Here is a 17,645-nt window from a genome sequence, read left to right on the forward strand (position 1 = left end):
CAACTAGGCCAGCTCGTTTGTGTCCATGGCGGAGACGATCTGCCGGCAACATGCATTCGTGCTACCCACGCGCGGATCGGGACCGCGTTCGTGATTTTTTGCTGGCACCGAACTTGTATCGATTGCCGCCAGGACCGCCGCCGCGGTCCCAACAAATGGGAAGCTCGCCGAGATGGTTGCTGGTAACGCCGTTCAGAATGCATCGCTCGGCGAGGAGATCGTGCGACGGATCGACGAGCTCGCCGCGATCTCGGAAGACGGCGACAGGCTCACCCGCATCTACCTCACCAACGAGCTGCGCAGCGCCGCCGATCTCATCCTGGGCTGGATGCGCGAAGCCGGCATGAGCGCGCATCTCGATGCGATCGGGAATGTCTGCGGACGCTACGAAGGCGAGCAGCCGGGGGCGCCCTGCCTGATGCTCGGCTCGCACTACGACACGGTGCGCGATGCCGGTAAATGGGACGGGCCGCTGGGCGTGATCACGGCGATCGCCTGCGTCGCCGATCTCAAGCGCCGCGGCAAGCGCCTGCCGTTCGCGATCGAGGTGATCGGCTTTGCCGATGAAGAGGGGGTACGTTTCGCCTCGACGCTGCTCGGAAGTCGGGCGGTGGCGGGCACCTTCGACGAGAGCGTGCTGAACACGCGCGACCGCGACGGCGTGTCGATGCGCGATGCGCTCGTCGCGTTCGGCCTCGATCCCGATCACATCGGCGCGGCCGCGCGGGCCCGGCGCGAACTGCTCGCCTATCTCGAATTGCACATCGAGCAGGGCCCGGTGCTGGAAGCCCAGAACCTGCCCGTCGGGGTCGTCACTGCGATTGCGGGCGCGACACGGCTCGCTGCGCGGCTGACCGGCATGGCCGGTCATGCCGGCACCGTGCCGATGGCGCTGCGCCGTGATGCGCTCGCCGGCGCGGCCGAATGCATCGGCGCGATCGAGCAGTTTTGCCGCACCGACGCGGGCGGGCTGGTCGGCACCGTCGGCTATATCCAGGCGAGGCCAGGTGCGACCAATGTCATCCCGGGCGAAGTGTCGTTCACCATCGACATGCGGGCGCCGACCGACATGCATCGTAAACGCGCGGTCGCCGACGTCGTCCGGCAAATCGAGGCCATCGCCAAGCGCCGGAATTTGGCGCTTCAGCTAGACGTCACTCACGAGAACCGCACCGCGCCTTGCGCACCCTGGCTGAAGGACCAGATTGCGCAGGCGATCGCTGCCGAAGGCGCGTCAGTGTTCGAGCTGCCGAGCGGGGCAGGGCACGACGGCATGGCGATGATCGATATCGCCGATGTCGGCATGATCTTCGTCCGCTGCCGCGGCGGCATCAGCCACCACCCGGACGAGCACGTCGAGCTCGCCGACGTCGACGCCGGCGCGCGCGTGCTGCTGCGGGTGATCGAGAATTTCAGGCCGCAGGAGGGCCGTGCCGGCGCGAACTGATAGCCTGAAGCCCGCAAGTCACCGGGTAGAGATACGAATCAGTCATGTTTAATCAGTCATGTTTAAAATGGTGGCCGCCATCACGGGGTCACGAGACATCAGCCGATTGACGCATATGAACAGCGACATCTCTTTTCCATCACAGCGTGAGAACCGGTTCTACCAGGGGATGGCTGCGACCTTCGTCGCTAACGCGCTTCAGGCGGTCAATTTTCTCGGTGATCGCTTCCTGAGACAATCGCATCATGCGTTGTCGGACATCGAGGATCTCTACCGGCATTCGATGGACAGTGCCTTTTCGGTGACCGAGGCCTTCCTCGTCACGGGAGCGCCGCACGCCTCCGCCTATTACCCGCGCGACTTCGCCTGGTTTTACCCCGACGTCCTCGACCCTGAAACCATCATGGATGCGCAGGACGCGGTCCGTCGGGCTCGCCTGCTTGAAAAGAGCGTTCGCCTCTTGCTGGAGGCGGTTCGCGCCGACGTGGTCACGACGACCATCGTTCCTGCGGGACGCGGGCGGTACCTCGGCGTGAATTATTTCTCGCGGCCCTCTGATACGCTGCTCGGCATTCTCGCCGGTCTCAAGCAGATGATAGGTGCCGACGAGAGAGCGTCTTCCTATCTGGCGATGTCGCAATGCGCACATGCCGGCCGCCTGCTGCTGGCCGAATATGGCGTCGACCTGAAGCGAGCGATCCTTCAGCTCGCGAGCGAGCTTGAGCCGTTCGACACTGACGGTACCAGGTATTTGCTGTGCGATGCCGGGGGGCCTCGCTCTGCGGCAACGGATACGCGGGCCGAGCGCAGGCGCTTCGTCACCAACGCCTGCGTCTACACGACGTTCGTGTGGGGCGTGCAGCTCGGGATCGTCGACGAGAACGAACTGAAGCGGCTGCTCGGTCGCGACCTTGCGCAGTACAAGCGAGATCTGCTCCGTTTGTTCGGCAAGGACGGCTATATCAGGCATTCGCTTGACGGCCCGGCGGGCGCGCCGGTGTCCTTGGTGGCCCTGGATTTCGTCAGCGTGCATCGCGGTTTCTGGAACATGAACGATGCCAGCGAGCGGGCGCTGTTTGCGGCTACGACGGATCTGATCATCGCCGAGCCGCGATTTCGCATCCCCAGTACGTTCCACTTCCTGGTGTCCGCGGATAATCCACGGAACAAGATGATCCACAAGATCGCGGCGCCGGCCTATCAGGGGCGTTCGTCGTGGCCGACATTCAACGTCGAATTCGCGGATCGGATGCTGGACTTCGATGAAGCCTCAGGGAGCGATACCTATCGGGCTTGCGCGCAGGGGATATTGAAGGACATTCGGACCGCGACCGAGGTCCATGGCGGCTATCAGGAGCTGATCTCGGAGCAGGGCCTGAAGTATCGCACCTGGGCGTATAAAGGCGCCGTGGCGCACTCCTGGTTTCCGCGCTTCCTGTCCGTCTGGGGGAGGGCGTATGGAGCGCCACTCCTCCAATGGGATGACGGGCGCTAACCCGCGGTCACGTCGACCAGCTCGCCACCCTCCAGTACCTTGGCCGCCTTGGCGCGGTCGAGATCGCCTTCCCAGGCGGCGACCACGACAGTCGCCACGCAATTGCCGATGAGGTTGCCGAGGGCGCGGGCCATGCCGATGAACCAATCGACCGACAGCACCAGCACGAGGCCGATGGCGGGAATACTCGGCACCGCGTTGAGCGTCGCTGCCAGGATCACGATCGCCGAACCCGGCACGCCGTGCGCGCCCTTCGACGTGATCAGCGAGACGCCGAGCACCAGCAGGAGGTCGCCGAAGGACAGCGGCGTGTTGGTCGCCTGCGCGATGAAGACGACGGCGAGCGTCAGGTAGATCGAGAAAGCGTCGAGGTTGAAGGAATAGCCGGTCGGGATGACGAGGCCGACCACGGAATCCTTCACGCCCATCCGCTCCAGTTTCTTCATGATCTGCGGCAGCACGGCATCGGAGGACGCGGTCGCGAGCACGATGGTCAGCTCTTCGCGCAAGTAAGCGAGGAATTTGAGGATGTTGATTCCGGCGAGCGCCATCACGCCGCCGAGCACGCCCAGCACGAAGATGCCGACCGAGACGTAGAACAGCATCACCAGCGAGACGAGCTGCTTCAGTGAGCCGACGCCGTATTTGCCGACGGTATAGGCGACCGCGCCGAGCACGCCGAGCGGCGCGACCCGCACGATCAGCCCCATGACCCGAAACAGCACGGTGGAGGCCGCGTCGATGATCGACGTGACCAGCGCGCCCTTCTCGCCGCCGACGAGCGCAAGGCCGACACCGAAAAGGACCGCGAAGAACAGCACCTGGAGCACGTCGTTGCGCGACAGCGCATCGAACGAGGTGCTGGGGATCACGTTCATCAGGAACGCACCGATGCCGCCGCCGGACAGCTTGTGGGCGTTGTCGGCATAGGTGTTGAGCGCCTTGGCGTCGAGCGTCGAGGGATCGATGTTCATGCCGTGGCCGGGGCCGAAGAGATAGGCGAGCAGCAGGCCGACCACGAGCGCGACCGTCGTCATTACCTCGAAATAGACCAGCGCCTTGACGCCGACCCGGCCGACCTTCTTGAGGTCGCCGGCGCCGGCAATGCCGTGCACGACGACGCAGAACACGATCGGGGCCACGATCATCGAGATCAGCTTCAGGAAGGCATCGCTGAGGATCTTGAGCCCGATCGCGAAGTCCGGAACGCCCATCCCCAGGATGACGCCTAGCACCAGCGCGGCGAGGACCTGGACGAACAGCGAGGTGTAGAGCGGCTTCGGCTCGGCGGTAGGTGCCGCGGTGATGGTCGACATGGTGGGCTCCCCCGGTTTGACGCGTCTTGGACGTCAAAAAGGAGCAACAACCGTGCCAGATTGTCGCGGCTTGGTCCTGGAAGTCATCCAGGGCGCCGCATAATCGGAGATTCTTGCGTGCGCTCTTCCGTTTGCAAGTCGGCATCGCAACAGCTATGTCCCGGCTTTCGCAAGAGCCTGATATGACAATCTCGAATGAGCACGATCTGATTTGTCTGAAAGAGGTCGGGCGTATCGTCGCCAATGCCCTTGAGGCGATGGGGAAGGCCCTCGAGCCCGGCATGACCACCGCCGAACTCGACCGGATCGGGCGAGAGCTCCTTGAGGCCGGTGGAGCGCGTTCGGCGCCGGAACTGGCCTATGCCTTTCCTGGCGCAACCTGCATCAGCGTGAACGAAGAGATCGCTCATGGCATCCCGGGTGCCCGGCGGATCGAGCGTGGCGACCTCGTCAACATCGACGTCTCGGCCGAGAAGGGCGGCTTCTTTGCCGATACGGGAGCTTCGTTCGCCGTTCCGCCCGTCACCCGTTCGATCGAGCGTCTTTGCAGGGATGGTCGGCGGGCGATGTGGACGGGCCTGCGGCAGGTCGGAGCCGGCAAACCGATTGCCGGCATCGGTCAGGCCATCGGTACGTTTGCGCGGAAAAACGGCTACATGCTCGTCAAGAACCTGGCCAGTCACGGTGTCGGCTTGTCGCTCCACGAGGAGCCGACGGAGATCGCGACATGGCCCGATCGCTCCGAGCGCCGCATCATGAGCGATGGCCTGGTGTTCACCGTCGAGCCGTTCCTGTCGCTTGGCGCGGAGTGGGCCGATAACGGTGATGACGATCCATGGACGCTCTACAGCAGCCCCGGGGCGCCTACCGTTCAGTACGAGCACACGGTCGTCGCAACCCGAAATGGACCTTTGATCGTTACGTTGGCGGGGTGAACTCGTCCCCGCGACGCGCTGTCAGCAGGAACGCAAAGGATTATTCTTCGGGCGATCATGCAGAGCCATTGCGCGTGGACAGTCTCGTCACGCCACGAGATCCAGTAGCCGGCACGATCCGCGTACCAGCACCTTGCGTCCGGTTGGCGTCATCGAAGGTACACCGTCATTGACAACAACGAGACCGAGCTTGACGAGACCTTCGACGAGATAGGCCTTCGAGAGGCGACCATTCGACACGGGGTTGCGAAGCGCTTTCAGCGCTTCCCATTGGTCCGGCGAAAGATCGAAGTCGATGTCGTCGCTCATGTTGCCTCAAGCGATAGTCCAGGTTCGCGCGCCCCTGTTAGCGGCGCCGCATGAACACCATGCGACGACAATGAGTCGGGAATTCGGTAAGCTGTTTAGAACCTCTCTTCACGAATTGCCGCACTTCATTGCGCCACAACAGTTAAGATGGCTCGCGCACGAAAATCGTCCCGAGCTCCGATCACTAATTGATGATGTGCGCTTGATCCTGCGGCGAGAGTTACCGCAGTGCACGGGAAGCATCACTGTCCCATTGCGCGTCGCGATATGCACAGAAATCGTGAAGCGAGGGCGATTGGACTCTGACTGGACTCTGCTACGTTGATCTGCGGGGGATTGGCTTCACACGACAGGAGTGTGAGTGCATGAACAGGCTGGTGGAAATTCGCAGTCAGGAATTCCTCTGCCGAGAGCGCGCCGCGCTGGATTCGGAGCGACGGGCGTTCTGGCTCGCGCAGGCCCGGGAATGGGAGCAGCGCGCGCTCGACGAAATTGCGCATCACTTTCGGGAGTGCAACCTCGTCCAAGCTGGGCTGACTGCCGCCTGACGCCAGCAACGGACGTGATTGCCGTCTACTGATAAGTCGCCACGATGTCGGACACGGCGCGTTCGAGCTGCTGTGCGGTGGCGCATTGGCGCACGACAGTGCAGAAGGTCGCGTAGCGCGGCATCTCGGAATCACCGAAGCCCCAGGCGAGCCGTCCTTCGGGATTGAGCCAGACCACGCGCTTCGAGCGTTCGGAGATGCGGCGCAGGATGTCGGCGCGCGGGTCGAGATTGTTGCTGCGGGCGTCGCCGAGCACGATCACCGTGGTCTGCGGCGTCAGCGTGCTCATGAACTCCTTCTCGAAATCGACGAGCGAAGAGCCGTAGTCGGATGAGCCGAAGCCGACCTTGGACATGATCTCGGCCATCGCCTCTTCCGGCGACTTCTTTTCCAGGATCTCGCTGACCTCGATCAGATGGGAGGAGAAGGCGAAGGAGTGGACGTCGTCGACCACCTCGTGCAGCGAGTGGATCAGGAGCAGGAAGAAATCGGAGACCTGCGCGACCGAGCCGGAGACGTCGCAGATGGCAACGATCTTCGGCCGATCGCGATGCTTGCGCTTCCAGGTGGTGAGGAAGGGCACGCCGCCCCAGGCCGCGTTGCGGCGCAGTGTGCGACGCACGTCGAGATGGCCGCGGCGCTGGCGCTTACGCGGCTTCGAGTAGCGCTCGCGCAGGCGGCGCGCGATCTGGCGGATAAGCGCACGCATCTCCGCGACCTGGCGCCGCTCGATGCGGGCGAGCGGGGCATTGCGCAGGATCTCGTTGCGGAGATTTTCGGCCTCCTCGCGGGCATAGAGCGCAAGGCCTTGCGAGACGGTGTCGCGGACTGCTTCGCGCAACGCGTCCAGCGCGCCGCGCAGACGCTCGGCCAGCGACGGATTGGCCGCGGTGAGCGCGTCGAGATCGTCGCGCAGGCGCTGAAGGCCCATGGCGTCGAGGATGCGGCTGGAAAAGATGCCGCGCTGAGTCGAATAGCGGATGTCGGACAGCGAAGCCGCACCGGAAGCGCTGGCGATGGCGGCTGCGATCGCGTTGCGATCCTGCGACAGCAGCATCTGCGCGAGCGGGCCCAATCCTTCGGAAGGCTGGCCTTCGCCTGCTTCACTGGCCGAGCTGGGTGAGGGCGTCTGATCCGCGTCCTGCGATGCGTCGTCGTTGTCGTCGGCCTCGAGGTGACCCTGCCGCGGCTCTGGTTGGCTGAAGAAGAGATCAAAGCAGTCGCCGAGGGCGAGCTTCTCGTCCTGCGACTTGGCGAGCGTCAGGAGCAGCGCATCGCGCAGGATGGCCCGGTCGGAAAAGCCGACCTGCTTGACCGCGCGCATCGCATCGATGCTTTCGGCGGGCGAGACATGCACGCCGGCACCGCGCGCCGCCCGAAAGAAACGATGGAGGTTCTCGCGCATCGGCGTCAACCGAAAACGTTGGACCGTGCCGCCTTGGCAATGAAGGTCGTAACTTGCGGCGTTGCTGCCTCTATGTCGGCCTCGTACTTCAGGAGCACATTGAGCGTGTCCTTGACGATGTCCGTATCGAGCTCCGAGGCCTGAAGTAGGACCAGGACGCGCGCCCAGTCGATGGTCTCACTGACCGAAGGCAGCTTCTTCAGGTCGAGCGAGCGGATCTCGTGGATGAAGCCGACCATCTGCCGACGCAGCGCCTGCGAGATGCCGGAGACGCGGCTCTCGACGATGCGTTCTTCGAGCCGCTGCTCGGGGAAGCCGATATGCAGATGCAGGCAGCGCCGCTTCAGGGCGTCGCCGAGGTCACGCTCGCTGTTCGAGGTGAGGATCACCGTCGGCGGCGTGATCGCCGCGACCGTGCCGAGCTCCGGGATCGTGACCTGGAAATCGGAGAGGATTTCCAGCAGCAGCGATTCGAACTCGGCGTCCGACTTGTCGATCTCGTCGATCAGCAGCACGCAACCGCCGGGCTGCTCCAGCGCCTGGAGCAGCGGCCGGGGCTCGACGAACTCCTTGGAGAAGAACACGTCGCCGAAATCGTGCAGCTGATTGAGTGCGTCATGCAGCGTCTGCGCGCCGCCAAGGACTTCGCCGAGCTTGTCCTTGAGGATCTGGGTGTAGAGAAGCTGCTTGGCGTATTTCCACTCGTAGAGCGCCTTGGCCTCGTCGAGGCCCTCGTAACACTGCAGGCGGATCATCTTCATGCCGCGCCAGGCCGCAATGGCCTTGGCAAGCTCGGTCTTGCCGACGCCCGCGGGGCCTTCGACCAGGATCGGCTTCTCGATCTGCTGCGACAAATAGACGGCGGTCGCGATCTGCCGGCTCGCGATATAGCCTTGCGCGGCGAGGCCGCTCTCCACTGCCTCGATTGAGGTCGAGGCCTTCTGTTCAGCCACGAAAGGGCGCTCCCAAAGGTCCTGCTTGAGGCTTGTTCTGCCTGCGTTCCCGGCAAAGAACAAGCCTCGTTTGGGAGGCATCAGACCCGCGCGGACGGCGTTTTTTCCGCTTAACGCAAATACTTGAGGGGGACGCCGACGGCGGTCAGTGCCGCAGCTCCGGCTTGCTGATGGTCTGCCGGACTTCGGCGCCGCAGTCCGCGCATTCATAGACGAAGTCGATCCTGGCAAGGCCCCAATGCGGTTCGACCTCGCGGACATACATCGGTAGGAACCCCATGCAGGCGGGACAAATCACAGGCGCGATTTCGATATCCTGATGATGCTGTACATAAGCTGGCATCTCGGCTCTCCTTCGCAGGCGACCACCAAACCCCGTGCGAAACCTACCGCCGGGCGCACCATGACCGTCATCAACTCTTTCGAACAGAGGCGGAACTGCGCGCCTTTGTCGTTCGCTGTGACATTCTTGCTACGTCTCTGTACTGTAACGGGCCGACCGAATTCCTATTTCACTGGCCGATCCGTTTTCCACGGACCTTCACTGCAACAATAAGGGAGCAACGCCCATGACGCATGCCATTCGCTTTCACAAGACCGGCGGTCCTGAAGTCCTGGTCTGGGAGGAGGTCAGTGTCGGCAAGCCCGGACCCGGCGAGGCGCGCATCCGTCACACTGCCGTCGGTCTCAACTTCGTCGACATCTACAATCGCTCCGGCGTGTATCCGGCACAATTGCCGAGCGGTCTTGGCAGCGAGGCGGCCGGGATCGTCGAGGAAGTCGGCTCGGGTGTCACCGATCTGAAGCCGGGCGACCGCGTCGCCTATGGCGCCTCGCCGCTCGGTGCCTATTCCGAGGCGCGGCTGATCCCGGCCGACCGGCTGTTGAAGCTGCCCGACGGCGTCGACGACAAGACTGCGGCGGCAATGATGCTGAAGGGGCTCACCACCCAATATCTGATCCGGCAGACCTATCGCGTGAAGGCCGGCGACACCATCCTGCTCCATGCCGCGGCCGGCGGCGTCGGCCTGATCCTGAGCCAGTGGGCAAAGCATCTCGGCGCGACGGTGATCGGCACCGTCAGCAGCGACGAGAAGGCAAAGCTCGCCAAGGCACACGGCTGCGATCATGTGATCATCTATACGCGCGAGGATTTCGTGAAGCGCGTCGACGAGATCGCCGGCGGCAAGAAGGTGCCGGTGGTCTACGATTCCGTCGGCAAGGATACGTTCCTGAAGTCGCTGGATTGTCTTGCGCCGCTCGGTGTTGCCGCGCTGTTTGGTGCGTCCTCCGGCGCTGTCGAGCCGCTCAACCTCGGCCTGCTCGCGCAGAAGGGCTCGCTCTACGTCACCCGTCCGACGCTGTTCACCTACGCGGCCAAGCGCGAGGCCCTGGTCGCGATGGCGAACGAGCTGTTCGACGTGGTGAAGTCCGGCGCAGTCAAGATCGAGGTGCACCAGACCTATCCGTTGAAGGACGCCGCCAAGGCGCATGCCGATCTCGCCGCACGCAAGACCACGGGCTCGACCGTCCTCACGGTGTGATCGCCGGCCGGGCAGTGACGCAGGCCGTTTGGGCCTGCGTCACGTTTTCTCGTGCTTGCGCCGGTCGCGGGCGTGATCGAGGCGGGTGGCCTGGAGGTCGACTTCTTCAGGCGGAACCTGGGGGAGGGCGGCCTCGGTCAGGATGGCCTCGGTCACGTCTTCGACCGAATTCTCCGCGATTTCGTGGATGAACGAGATGTTTCGGTATTCCCCCGAAGCGACGCGGGAGATGACCTCGCGCCTTGTGATCTCGGGATCGACGACCGCCTCGCGTCCGCGCCGCCCATAGTCGATCATCACGACGAAATACTGCATGAAACGATCCTGCCGCGCCCGTGGTCGGGAGCGCGGCAGAGTATTTCCGAAAAACAGAATTAAGTCAAGATTGATTTCCAGAAATCGGAAATCGACGCCTATTTGCTCTTCTTGCGAGGGCGTGCCGACTTGGCGCGCAGCCGCTCGAGCTGGCCCTTGGGCATCGACAGGCAGATCTCGCCGACCCACTCGAGCTTGACGCCGACGATCGGCTTGGCGTTGAAGCTGGTGAGGTTGACGACGGAGGGGGATTTGCCCCGCTCGATGGTCTTCAAATAGCGCTCGCCGGTCTTGAGCCGGACCACGGCCTCTTCGCCGTAGAAGCTCGACAGCGGATGGCGCTGGTCCTTGTAGACGACGATCACGTCGCCGCTCTCGTATTTGGGCAGCATCGAATCGCCGACGATCTCGAAGGCGACGGTCTCTTCCATGATCGGGAACGGCAGCGCGATATCGCCGAGGCCTTCCGGGGGAACCTGTTCATAATCGGGCTCGATCACCGCGCCGGCTCCGACGCGGCCCATGATCGGCGCGAGATTGAGCTCAAGATATTCCATGATCGGAATGATTTCGGACGCCTTCACCAGGCGCTCGCCGCCCAGGATCTCGGACACCGCGCCGGGCCGCACGCCCATGGCGGCCGCGAGGCCGCCCTTGCTCTTGCCCGTCTTCTCCAGGCCCCGCTCGATCATAGCAACGTCCAACATGGTGATTCCCTCGATTGCCCATCGTCCCGCCTCTTGTAATCCGAAATTCGGAATTGATGCAATTATGAATATCAGAATTGTCGCTTGACAGTTGCTTCGGAATAACGGAATGTAATCTCCGCCTCGCGATCGAGCGATCGGAGGAGGCGCATCACAGGACAACAGCATGGAACCGGGTCATTGGCCGTCGGAGCACTCCGACGCGCTTCGCGACTATTTTCTCAAGGGAATGTCTTATGCGGAGATCGGAAGACAGATAAACGGAAGGTTTGGAACGGCTTACACACGCAACGCGGTGGCCGGCCGCGCCAAGCGGCTGGGACTCGCGGCACCGGCGCGGATGACGAGTCCATCGATCGTGCCGTCCTTGCCGTCAGGAGCCTGTCTCATCGGGCCGCCCCGTCCGGCGATGCCGAACCTGAACTTGCCACCGAAATCCGCAATGAAGCCCGCGCGGGTCAAGTTGCGCTGTGTCGGCGTCCAGCCCCGCCTGATCACGCTGGGCGAACTCGGGCGCGACGACTGCCGCTATCCCTATGGTGGCGACAAGGACGGGGAGGCGATCGCCTTCTGCGGCCATCCGCGCCAGCGGGGTTCCAGCTATTGCACGCCGCATGCCCGCCTGACGCGAAAGTCTGAGGCCGCGTCCGCTCGCGTCGCCGGTCCCGTCGTCCTGAGGCTGATCTCTGCCGCCTGACGGGACCGCTATTCATTCAATTTGCGAGGAGTATCCGAGTGGCAGGTGTACGACGCAACAAGTCCTACAGATTGACTGGAATCTACGATCGGCGCTCGCGCGAGGTGCCGTTCAATGCCGAGGTGGCGGAGGTCGAGGTCGACAATCCGCTGGCGCTCGATGCCGGCGAGAAGATCGTCGTCGTCCGCTCGGTCCGAGGTGATCCGCTCGGCCGGTTGCACGCGCATCACCAGATCGACGAGGCGCAATATCGCGGCGGGCGCGCCTTCCAGAGCGACTGGGAGAGGGCGGAGCGCGGGCCCCAGGCGGTGGATCCGACGCGCGAATATGTCGATGGCACGCGCTCGCGCGAGCCCGTTACCGAGGACCAGCGCCAGGCTGTGCTGCGCCTGAACCGGGTCGAGCGCGAACTCGGTACCGATGGCGCCGCGCTGGTCCACGACGTCCTGGTGCTGGGGCTGACCATGGATCAGATCGGGGAGCGGCGCGCTGTTCGCACCCAGCGCTGGAACGACTATTTCGCGCGGCGCTTTCGCGAATGCCTGGACCGGCTGGCGCTGATCTACGGCTTTGCGACGGAAGGCCGGGCTCAGCGCGCCAAGCAGCGTTGAGGCTAGTGGTGCGCCTGCGGGTCTCGCCGCAGGCGCGCCCGGGCCGCTTGTTACGGATGCGGCACAATCTGGTAAGGCGTCGTGTAGGGCTCGACACGGAGAGACGCGTTGGCCAAGAGCCCGATCTTCGCGGTCGGCGCCTGTTGCAATTCACCGTTCGGGCCGCGATGCACGTTGTACTGCCAGACCGTGAGATCGCCCTTCTGCGCCAGCGCGTGCGCAACCGCGCTCGCATCATTGCCGCCGAGCGTCTGGAGCTCCTCCGCCGACAATCCGACGACGATTTCGTCCTTGATGGTGACGATCTTGAACAGATTCATCCTGGTCTCCTGCGCCCATGCGCCTTGTATCGAGAAAGTGAGAAGCGCGACCGCGCCGCCCTTGATGAGATCGCAGCGGGAAAGCATTCTGTCGTCCTTTGGTGCTGAGGCGCGCCCGAATCGAGAAGTCCGTCAGCCATGGCGCCCGTGGTCTGCGTGGCCGCATCGCAACCGCTTGGTCGTTCCACCTTGAACGACGGTTCATTGGCGGAGATATCTTCGGACCGATAAACCCTGGTGCGGGGAACCGCGTCCAAGCCGAGCAGCCCAAGGGGCTTCACTGGCGGACGGATCAAGGCGCTGCAGGCCGGCTGCGAGGCTCGACGTTCATTTCGCCGACGATACAACCGCCGAGGTCGGACTCGCCAACTGCGTGTATACGCTGAAGAAACTTTAATCTGACCTCATTCACACCGGAAACACGGCGAAACGCCACACCGATTGACAGCGACCGAGGCCGTGTGCGTGAGTGATGCCGCTTCTTGACGCAGGTGGGTGACGACGGTCCATATTCCTGTTATCCGGAATTGCCGTGGTGCGATGCGGACGAAGCAGCGCTACGGCGACGGTTGGGCTTGCTGGAAGGGTTGTTTCTTGACATAGTTGCAACCTGTTCGGTTGAGCCAGTCCGTGTGGATATGTGGTTCAGCGTGTTAACCCACCGGGTGCCCCGGCCGAGAGCTCAGGGTCACCATGGCGTCCGGTCATGGTGTTCGGTTCTCGAACGAGACCTCGACGTCTGATCACGAGGGCCGATGCTTGTCATAGGTGCGAGATGAAAAACCTCAATTTCGCCGCTGAACTGCACCTTAAGCTCGGCGCGCCTGCAAGCAGCACCGTTGAAAGTCTGCGTCTGCTTCGCGCGTTCCTGAAGCTCGCGCCTCGACAGCGTTTCGAGGTCATCAAGCTGGTCGAAGACCTCGGCACCGAAGAAACCCTTCCCGAGCACCCCCTGTCCTGACCCCGGCCGCGCGCCGGCCTTACGCCTCGTCCCTCGTTTTCCGGCCGGAGCCGGACCGCCGGGCGACGTTTGTCCCCCAGGCTGCCGCTGGAATGCGGTCCGGCAAGTGTGGTATTCAGTTGGGAAAAACGGGGAGGAGTATGACCATGATCGAACCGAAGCTCGAAGTTCCGGCCGAACTGCGCGACCTGGCCGAAAAGACGATCGATCAGGCGGAACAGGCATTCGGCATGTTTTTCGAAGCTGCCACCAAATCGATGACGTCGGTTCCCGGAGCGGGTACCGAAGTGTCCAAGCAGGCGCTCGCGTTCACCGAGCAGAACATGAAGTCGGCGTTCGAGCACGCGCGCAAGCTCGTGCATGCCACCGACCTTCAGGAAGCGATGCGAATCCAGTCCGACTTCCTGCGCAGCCAGTTCACCAGCGCCGGCGACCACATGCGCCAGATGACCGGCAGTTTCATGCAGCCCGGCAAGGGAAAGTCCTGAGTTCCGGTGTGCGCCGCGTGACCGCAAATTGATCCTGCGTGACGCCGCGCTCAGCCGCAGCACGATCCCGGAAATTGCGAGAGATCGATGCGGGCGATGATCGACCGCAGCAGCTTGCGGGTCGCACGATAGAGATGCCGCGCGATTGCCCGTGTGCTCGCAGCTGGCAGGCCAAGGCCTGCCGTCTCGAGACGTTTCGTATCGAGGCTTTCGATGGTGTGCGACACGTGCCTCTCCGGGATGGTGAGGCCCTTCCTAGCGTCGCCAGCCTGGAGCTGCCTTGATCTGCCGCAAAGGGGCCCGGCTAGTAGTCGCCGGGGTTCATGATCATCGGGCTTCTGGTGTCAGCCGGCGCGAGCGAGCTGCTGGCACTGTCACGCAGGAAGCGGTCGAGTGTCGCCTGGATCTTCTCCTTGACCGCATCGGGACCGCGATCGCTCATCTCGGTGTGCTGCGCACCGGTATGGACGATGTCGATGCCGCGCGCTTTGGCCTCTTCAGGCGTCGGCAGCACGCCCGGGTCGGTCTGGAAATGCGGATCCTTGGAGCGGAACGACAAGATCTTCAGGTTGTCGCTGAGCACGAAGGGCACCCGCAAATTGTCGAGCGTGATCACCTTCGACACGATCTCCGGGTGCTGATGGGCGACATACATCGAGACGTCGCCACCGTTGGAATGGCCGACGATGGTGATGTGGTCGTAGTCGGTGTTTTCCTGCCGTCGCTTCAGTTCGGCCAGGGTGAAAAGGATGTTGGCCTCGCAGCGGATGTAGACCTCGCGCCGCCCGACATATTGCTGACCGACATGGGTCATCAACGGCGGATCGCTCGGCAGGTCCTGCTGGATGCTGGCAACGAGATAACCGCGCGCCGCGAGCACGTTGGCGAGGAAGGAATACTCGGTCGCCTTGACGGTGTTGCCGTTGCTGATGATGGCGAGCGGGAGCTTCCAGAGCCCGAGATTGGCCTTGGTCTCGTAGTCGCGCCGCACCGCGATTTCGACCGAGATCGGCCGTTGGCGCGAGGCATCGAACAGGGTCAAAACGTCATGTCGGATCGCGAGCCGGCTGACCACGAAATACTGGCCGACGCCGAGCACGCAGAGAAAGGCCAGGATTGCAAACACCCTCTTCATGGTTCCGTCCCAATCACTTTCGTCTGAAAATGGTCATTGGAAGCCCCCGGATCGAGCGATCGTGAGCAGGTTACGGGATTAAATTTAGGCAAGCCTGTGAGCAAGGCCAAAAAGGGCCGCATGCCGGGTGCGATCAAAGCGCGGCGGCTAGAGGCAGCCACCCCTCCGCGTTCGGGGCAGAGCCGGAATGCGCTCGAGAGGGTGAAGAGGAAGCGCGGGCTGCGGCGCTCGTTGTCTGGAGCCCGGTAGCTCAAGGGGACGGCTACGCCGAGATCGGCTTGAAGATCGTCCGCCAGAAAGAACCGCACGCCCGCTCAGGCCGACGTCAGCGACAGGCCGTCGCTCAGGCGGTACCGTCGTTCCAGACTGCGCCGGCGTCGCCAAGGCGTAGAGAAGTCACAGAGGATATCCTGCTGCATGACGAAAGCCGCGTGCTCGACATGTTCGAGCGGATCCAGCAGCTCGGCGTCCGCGTTCTGTTCGACGATTTCGGCACGGGCTATGCGAGCCCGAGCTATCTGAAGAAGTTTCCGCTCGACGGGCTCAAGATCGACCGGTCGTTCGTGCTTGACCTGCTCGCCGATTCCGACGACGCCGCGATCGTCGGCTCGACCATCGGTCTCAGCAAGCAGCTCGGGCTCACTGTCGTGGCGGAAGGCATCGAGAACCGTGCCACGGCCGACTTCCTGGTCAGCATGGGATGCGAGGAAGGGCAGGGATATTTCTTCGGCCGCCCGATGCCTGCCGAGGCGTTCGAGAGGCAATTCCTGCCGGCCGAGCTCGAAGCCGTCAGCGCTGCCTAGCTGACTCACATCACGCGGGCTTCATTGCTAACGCCGGCGGGCGATGGCAACCCCGAACAGGAAGGCGACGAACAGGCTCGCGAGCGGCGCTTCGCGTGTGATTGCGGCGACCGTCGAGAGCGGTTTACCCGGCTTTCGAGCTTCGTCGATGACTTGCGTCAAGCGGTCGACAGCGGCGCGCAAGCCTCCCGCGACCTCACCGATCGTATGAGAGACGTCTGCCGCCGCGTCGATGGCGCGCTCGGCCATGCCGGGCTGGGACGGGGGCTGCGGAATTTCGGTGCTCAAATTCGTAAACTCCGCTTCTGACGAAGTAATGAGGCCGGCACCTTTGGCTATCCGCGCGAGCGCTCGTTTTGAACAGCGGGTCCGAAGACCTTTGGCTATCCGCGACAGGCGCCGTAATGTACGGCGGGTGCCGGCCTTGCAAGGGAAATGCGGCGTGCGGGGTTTTGTTCCGGGCGGCTTCTCTCGCGGCGTCTTTTCACCGAGAAATACCCGTGAAACGACGGGTACGAATCTCTGCTAGGCTGCCACGACCTTGTGGATGTCAGGAGACTGCCGTGACCGATCGGACCATGCCGGATCGAGCCCGGCGCATCGCCTTGCTCGGCGCGCCCATCGACATGGGAGCTTCGCAGCGCGGCACCTTGATGGGCCCTGCGGCGCTGCGCACCGCCGGGCTTGCGGCTTTGCTCGAAAGCCTTGATTTCGAAGTTGTCGACTACGGCGATCTCTCCGTTGCGGAGGTCGGGGACCTCGCTGACCGGCCGCCCGAAAAAGCCAATCACTATCGCGAAATCCAGCGCTGGACGCGTCTGCTGAGCCGCAGAGGCCATGAGATCGCGCAGACCGGGGCGTTGCCGATCTTCCTCGGTGGCGATCACACATTGTCGATGGGCTCGGTGAATGCCATGGCGCGCCACTGGCAGGAACGCGGACGCGAGCTGTTCGTGCTCTGGCTCGACGCCCATGCCGATTACAACACGCCCGAGACGACGATCACCGCCAACATGCACGGCATGTCGGCGGCGTTCTTGTGTGGCGAGCCCGGCCTCGACGGATTGCTCGGCGATGATCCGCGCGCCTCGATTGATCCCGACAGGCTGGACCTGTTCGGCGCGCGTTCGATCGACAAGCTCGAAAGGGAATTGATGCGCACACGCCGGATCAGGGTTGTCGACATGCGCCAGATTGACGAGTTCGGCGTCGCTGTGCTGATCCGGCGCGTCATCGAGCGCGTCAAGGCGAGCGATGGCGTGCTCCATGTCAGCTTCGATGTCGATTTCCTCGATCCGTGTGTGGCGCCGGGAGTCGGCACCACGGTGCCGGGCGGAGCGACCTATCGCGAGGCGCATCTGATCATGGAGCTGCTTCATGATTCCGGCGTGGTCGGATCGGTCGATATCGTCGAGCTCAATCCGTTCCTGGACGAGCGCGGTCGCACCGCGCGCACTGCGGTCGAGCTGATCGGCAGCCTGTTCGGACAGCAGATCACCGACCGCCCGACGCCGAGTAACGCGATCGCACCAGGCGAGTGAAACTGGGAGCTGTCTTGCATCGCGAAGAACAGAATGACTGTCGCGGCTGGCTGATCTAGACCAGTCCTGGTCGAAATCGCCTGTTTTTGAAATAGGTGCGGATTGCAAACGCCTT

At 63.3% G+C, this 17,645-nt stretch carries 21 protein-coding genes and 2 pseudogenes; 11 read left to right on the forward strand and 12 right to left on the reverse strand.

Translation table 11 applies throughout. The annotated features are described in order from the left end of the window. Window positions 1-172 precede the first annotated feature (172 nt). Both BJ6T_RS17055 and BJ6T_RS17060 read left to right on the forward strand, forming a co-directional pair. Window positions 173-1,447, forward strand: coding sequence for an allantoate amidohydrolase (locus tag BJ6T_RS17055; protein WP_028170521.1), 1,275 nt, complete (start codon window positions 173-175; stop codon window positions 1,445-1,447). A 115-nt stretch (window positions 1,448-1,562) separates the two neighbouring features. Further along, window positions 1,563-2,942 carry a hypothetical protein gene (locus BJ6T_RS17060; RefSeq protein ID WP_028170522.1) on the forward strand — a complete coding sequence of 460 codons (1,380 nt, stop codon included), beginning with the start codon at window positions 1,563-1,565 and terminating at the stop codon, window positions 2,940-2,942. On the opposite strand, the gene BJ6T_RS17065 is transcribed toward BJ6T_RS17060, so the two are convergent. Further along, window positions 2,939-4,258 (reverse strand): dicarboxylate/amino acid:cation symporter, encoded by a 1,320-nt coding sequence (locus tag BJ6T_RS17065; protein ID WP_014493691.1) that lies wholly within the window; start codon window positions 4,256-4,258, stop codon window positions 2,939-2,941. The genes BJ6T_RS17060 and BJ6T_RS17065 overlap by 4 nt on opposite strands. A gap of 182 nt (window positions 4,259-4,440) precedes the next feature. On the opposite strand from BJ6T_RS17065, the gene map reads away from it, so the two are divergent. Then, window positions 4,441-5,193: a type I methionyl aminopeptidase gene (gene map, locus BJ6T_RS17070; RefSeq protein ID WP_014493692.1), complete on the forward strand. Its 753-nt coding sequence runs from the start codon at window positions 4,441-4,443 to the stop codon at window positions 5,191-5,193. An 87-nt stretch (window positions 5,194-5,280) separates the two neighbouring features. Here the strand turns inward: map and BJ6T_RS17075 are convergent, their stop codons facing one another. Then, complete coding sequence (locus tag BJ6T_RS17075; protein WP_014493693.1) at window positions 5,281-5,502, reverse strand: hypothetical protein; 222 nt, start codon at window positions 5,500-5,502, stop codon at window positions 5,281-5,283. A gap of 365 nt (window positions 5,503-5,867) precedes the next feature. Between BJ6T_RS17075 and BJ6T_RS17080 the strand changes: the two genes are divergently transcribed. After that, entirely contained in the window at window positions 5,868-6,050 is a 183-nt protein-coding gene (locus BJ6T_RS17080; protein WP_014493694.1) for a hypothetical protein, read from the forward strand. A 25-nt stretch (window positions 6,051-6,075) separates the two neighbouring features. Here BJ6T_RS17080 and BJ6T_RS17085 read toward each other — a convergent pair whose 3' ends face one another. The 3 genes from BJ6T_RS17085 to BJ6T_RS17095 all read right to left on the reverse strand — a co-directional run bounded on the left by BJ6T_RS17085 (window position 6,076) and on the right by BJ6T_RS17095 (window position 8,751). Next, window positions 6,076-7,455 (reverse strand): vWA domain-containing protein, encoded by a 1,380-nt coding sequence (locus tag BJ6T_RS17085; protein ID WP_014493695.1) that lies wholly within the window; start codon window positions 7,453-7,455, stop codon window positions 6,076-6,078. A gap of 5 nt (window positions 7,456-7,460) precedes the next feature. Continuing rightward, complete coding sequence (locus BJ6T_RS17090; RefSeq protein ID WP_014493696.1) at window positions 7,461-8,408, reverse strand: AAA family ATPase; 948 nt, start codon at window positions 8,406-8,408, stop codon at window positions 7,461-7,463. 145 nt (window positions 8,409-8,553) lie between these two features. Further along, window positions 8,554-8,751: a hypothetical protein gene (locus tag BJ6T_RS17095; RefSeq protein ID WP_014493697.1), complete on the reverse strand. Its 198-nt coding sequence runs from the start codon at window positions 8,749-8,751 to the stop codon at window positions 8,554-8,556. 226 nt (window positions 8,752-8,977) lie between these two features. Here BJ6T_RS17095 and BJ6T_RS17100 point away from each other — a divergent pair, with 226 nt between their 5' ends. Then, window positions 8,978-9,952, forward strand: coding sequence for a quinone oxidoreductase family protein (locus BJ6T_RS17100; RefSeq protein WP_014493698.1), 975 nt, complete (start codon window positions 8,978-8,980; stop codon window positions 9,950-9,952). Between the two features lie 39 nt (window positions 9,953-9,991). Here the strand turns inward: BJ6T_RS17100 and BJ6T_RS17105 are convergent, their stop codons facing one another. Both BJ6T_RS17105 and BJ6T_RS17110 read right to left on the reverse strand, forming a co-directional pair. Beyond that, window positions 9,992-10,267 (reverse strand): hypothetical protein, encoded by a 276-nt coding sequence (locus BJ6T_RS17105; protein ID WP_014493699.1) that lies wholly within the window; start codon window positions 10,265-10,267, stop codon window positions 9,992-9,994. 98 nt (window positions 10,268-10,365) lie between these two features. Beyond that, window positions 10,366-10,974: a S24 family peptidase gene (locus tag BJ6T_RS17110; RefSeq protein ID WP_028156659.1), complete on the reverse strand. Its 609-nt coding sequence runs from the start codon at window positions 10,972-10,974 to the stop codon at window positions 10,366-10,368. Window positions 10,975-11,140: 166 nt separating this feature from the next. Here BJ6T_RS17110 and BJ6T_RS17115 point away from each other — a divergent pair, with 166 nt between their 5' ends. Together BJ6T_RS17115 and BJ6T_RS17120 are read left to right on the forward strand one after the other, a co-directional pair. Next, a complete protein-coding gene (locus BJ6T_RS17115; RefSeq protein ID WP_028170523.1) occupies window positions 11,141-11,671 on the forward strand; it encodes a GcrA family cell cycle regulator in 531 nt (176 codons plus the stop codon). 38 nt (window positions 11,672-11,709) lie between these two features. After that, entirely contained in the window at window positions 11,710-12,282 is a 573-nt protein-coding gene (locus BJ6T_RS17120) for a hypothetical protein (RefSeq protein WP_014493702.1), read from the forward strand. Window positions 12,283-12,332: 50 nt separating this feature from the next. Here the strand turns inward: BJ6T_RS17120 and BJ6T_RS17125 are convergent, their stop codons facing one another. Next, complete coding sequence (locus BJ6T_RS17125; RefSeq protein ID WP_014493703.1) at window positions 12,333-12,689, reverse strand: hypothetical protein; 357 nt, start codon at window positions 12,687-12,689, stop codon at window positions 12,333-12,335. Between the two features lie 688 nt (window positions 12,690-13,377). On the opposite strand from BJ6T_RS17125, the gene BJ6T_RS17130 reads away from it, so the two are divergent. Both BJ6T_RS17130 and BJ6T_RS17135 read left to right on the forward strand, forming a co-directional pair. Continuing rightward, the gene (locus BJ6T_RS17130; protein ID WP_014493704.1) at window positions 13,378-13,563 is read left to right on the forward strand and encodes a hypothetical protein; all 186 of its coding nucleotides are present in this window, start codon (window positions 13,378-13,380) and stop codon (window positions 13,561-13,563) included. 146 nt (window positions 13,564-13,709) lie between these two features. Further along, on the forward strand, window positions 13,710-14,051 hold the full coding sequence (locus BJ6T_RS17135) for a phasin (protein WP_014493705.1): 342 nt from the start codon (window positions 13,710-13,712) through the stop codon (window positions 14,049-14,051). Between the two features lie 50 nt (window positions 14,052-14,101). On the opposite strand, the gene BJ6T_RS47255 is transcribed toward BJ6T_RS17135, so the two are convergent. From BJ6T_RS47255 to BJ6T_RS48405, 3 genes and pseudogenes are all read right to left on the reverse strand, one after another. After that, complete coding sequence (locus tag BJ6T_RS47255; RefSeq protein WP_155256758.1) at window positions 14,102-14,278, reverse strand: hypothetical protein; 177 nt, start codon at window positions 14,276-14,278, stop codon at window positions 14,102-14,104. Between the two features lie 77 nt (window positions 14,279-14,355). Further along, window positions 14,356-15,186, reverse strand: a complete 831-nt coding sequence (locus BJ6T_RS17140; protein ID WP_014493706.1) for an alpha/beta hydrolase — start codon at window positions 15,184-15,186, stop codon at window positions 14,356-14,358. Window positions 15,187-15,333: 147 nt separating this feature from the next. Continuing rightward, window positions 15,334-15,568: pseudogene (locus tag BJ6T_RS48405) on the reverse strand (ShlB/FhaC/HecB family hemolysin secretion/activation protein); the annotation flags it as partial. 10 nt (window positions 15,569-15,578) lie between these two features. Here BJ6T_RS48405 and BJ6T_RS17145 point away from each other — a divergent pair. Beyond that, window positions 15,579-15,989: pseudogene (locus BJ6T_RS17145) on the forward strand (EAL domain-containing protein); the annotation flags it as partial. Between the two features lie 27 nt (window positions 15,990-16,016). On the opposite strand, the gene BJ6T_RS17150 reads toward BJ6T_RS17145, so the two are convergent. Next, window positions 16,017-16,277, reverse strand: coding sequence for a hypothetical protein (locus BJ6T_RS17150; protein WP_014493708.1), 261 nt, complete (start codon window positions 16,275-16,277; stop codon window positions 16,017-16,019). A 275-nt stretch (window positions 16,278-16,552) separates the two neighbouring features. Between BJ6T_RS17150 and rocF the strand changes: the two genes are divergently transcribed. Further along, a complete protein-coding gene (gene rocF / locus BJ6T_RS17155) occupies window positions 16,553-17,530 on the forward strand; it encodes an arginase (protein ID WP_014493709.1) in 978 nt (325 codons plus the stop codon). Window positions 17,531-17,645: the final 115 nt, after the last annotated feature.

The sequence above is a fragment of the Bradyrhizobium japonicum USDA 6 genome (genome assembly GCF_000284375.1).
Taxonomy (GTDB): Bacteria; Pseudomonadota; Alphaproteobacteria; order Rhizobiales; family Xanthobacteraceae; genus Bradyrhizobium; species Bradyrhizobium japonicum.

Bases quoted from the DNA above. Each gene is read 5' to 3' on its own strand.
- BJ6T_RS17055 (WP_028170521.1), top strand. From the start codon at position 173: ATGGTTGCTGGTAACGCCGTTCAGAATGCATCGCTCGGCGAGGAGATC.
- BJ6T_RS17060 (WP_028170522.1), top strand. From the start codon at position 1,563: ATGAACAGCGACATCTCTTTTCCATCACAGCGTGAGAACCGGTTCTAC.
- BJ6T_RS17065 (WP_014493691.1), bottom strand. From the start codon at position 4,258: ATGTCGACCATCACCGCGGCACCTACCGCCGAGCCGAAGCCGCTCTAC.
- map (WP_014493692.1), top strand. From the start codon at position 4,441: ATGACAATCTCGAATGAGCACGATCTGATTTGTCTGAAAGAGGTCGGG.
- BJ6T_RS17075 (WP_014493693.1), bottom strand. From the start codon at position 5,502: ATGAGCGACGACATCGACTTCGATCTTTCGCCGGACCAATGGGAAGCG.
- BJ6T_RS17080 (WP_014493694.1), top strand. From the start codon at position 5,868: ATGAACAGGCTGGTGGAAATTCGCAGTCAGGAATTCCTCTGCCGAGAG.
- BJ6T_RS17085 (WP_014493695.1), bottom strand. From the start codon at position 7,455: ATGCGCGAGAACCTCCATCGTTTCTTTCGGGCGGCGCGCGGTGCCGGC.
- BJ6T_RS17095 (WP_014493697.1), bottom strand. From the start codon at position 8,751: ATGCCAGCTTATGTACAGCATCATCAGGATATCGAAATCGCGCCTGTG.
- BJ6T_RS17100 (WP_014493698.1), top strand. From the start codon at position 8,978: ATGACGCATGCCATTCGCTTTCACAAGACCGGCGGTCCTGAAGTCCTG.
- BJ6T_RS17105 (WP_014493699.1), bottom strand. From the start codon at position 10,267: ATGCAGTATTTCGTCGTGATGATCGACTATGGGCGGCGCGGACGCGAG.
- BJ6T_RS17110 (WP_028156659.1), bottom strand. From the start codon at position 10,974: ATGTTGGACGTTGCTATGATCGAGCGGGGCCTGGAGAAGACGGGCAAG.
- BJ6T_RS17115 (WP_028170523.1), top strand. From the start codon at position 11,141: ATGGAACCGGGTCATTGGCCGTCGGAGCACTCCGACGCGCTTCGCGAC.
- BJ6T_RS17125 (WP_014493703.1), bottom strand. From the start codon at position 12,689: ATGCTTTCCCGCTGCGATCTCATCAAGGGCGGCGCGGTCGCGCTTCTC.
- BJ6T_RS17130 (WP_014493704.1), top strand. From the start codon at position 13,378: ATGAAAAACCTCAATTTCGCCGCTGAACTGCACCTTAAGCTCGGCGCG.
- BJ6T_RS17135 (WP_014493705.1), top strand. From the start codon at position 13,710: ATGATCGAACCGAAGCTCGAAGTTCCGGCCGAACTGCGCGACCTGGCC.
- BJ6T_RS17140 (WP_014493706.1), bottom strand. From the start codon at position 15,186: ATGAAGAGGGTGTTTGCAATCCTGGCCTTTCTCTGCGTGCTCGGCGTC.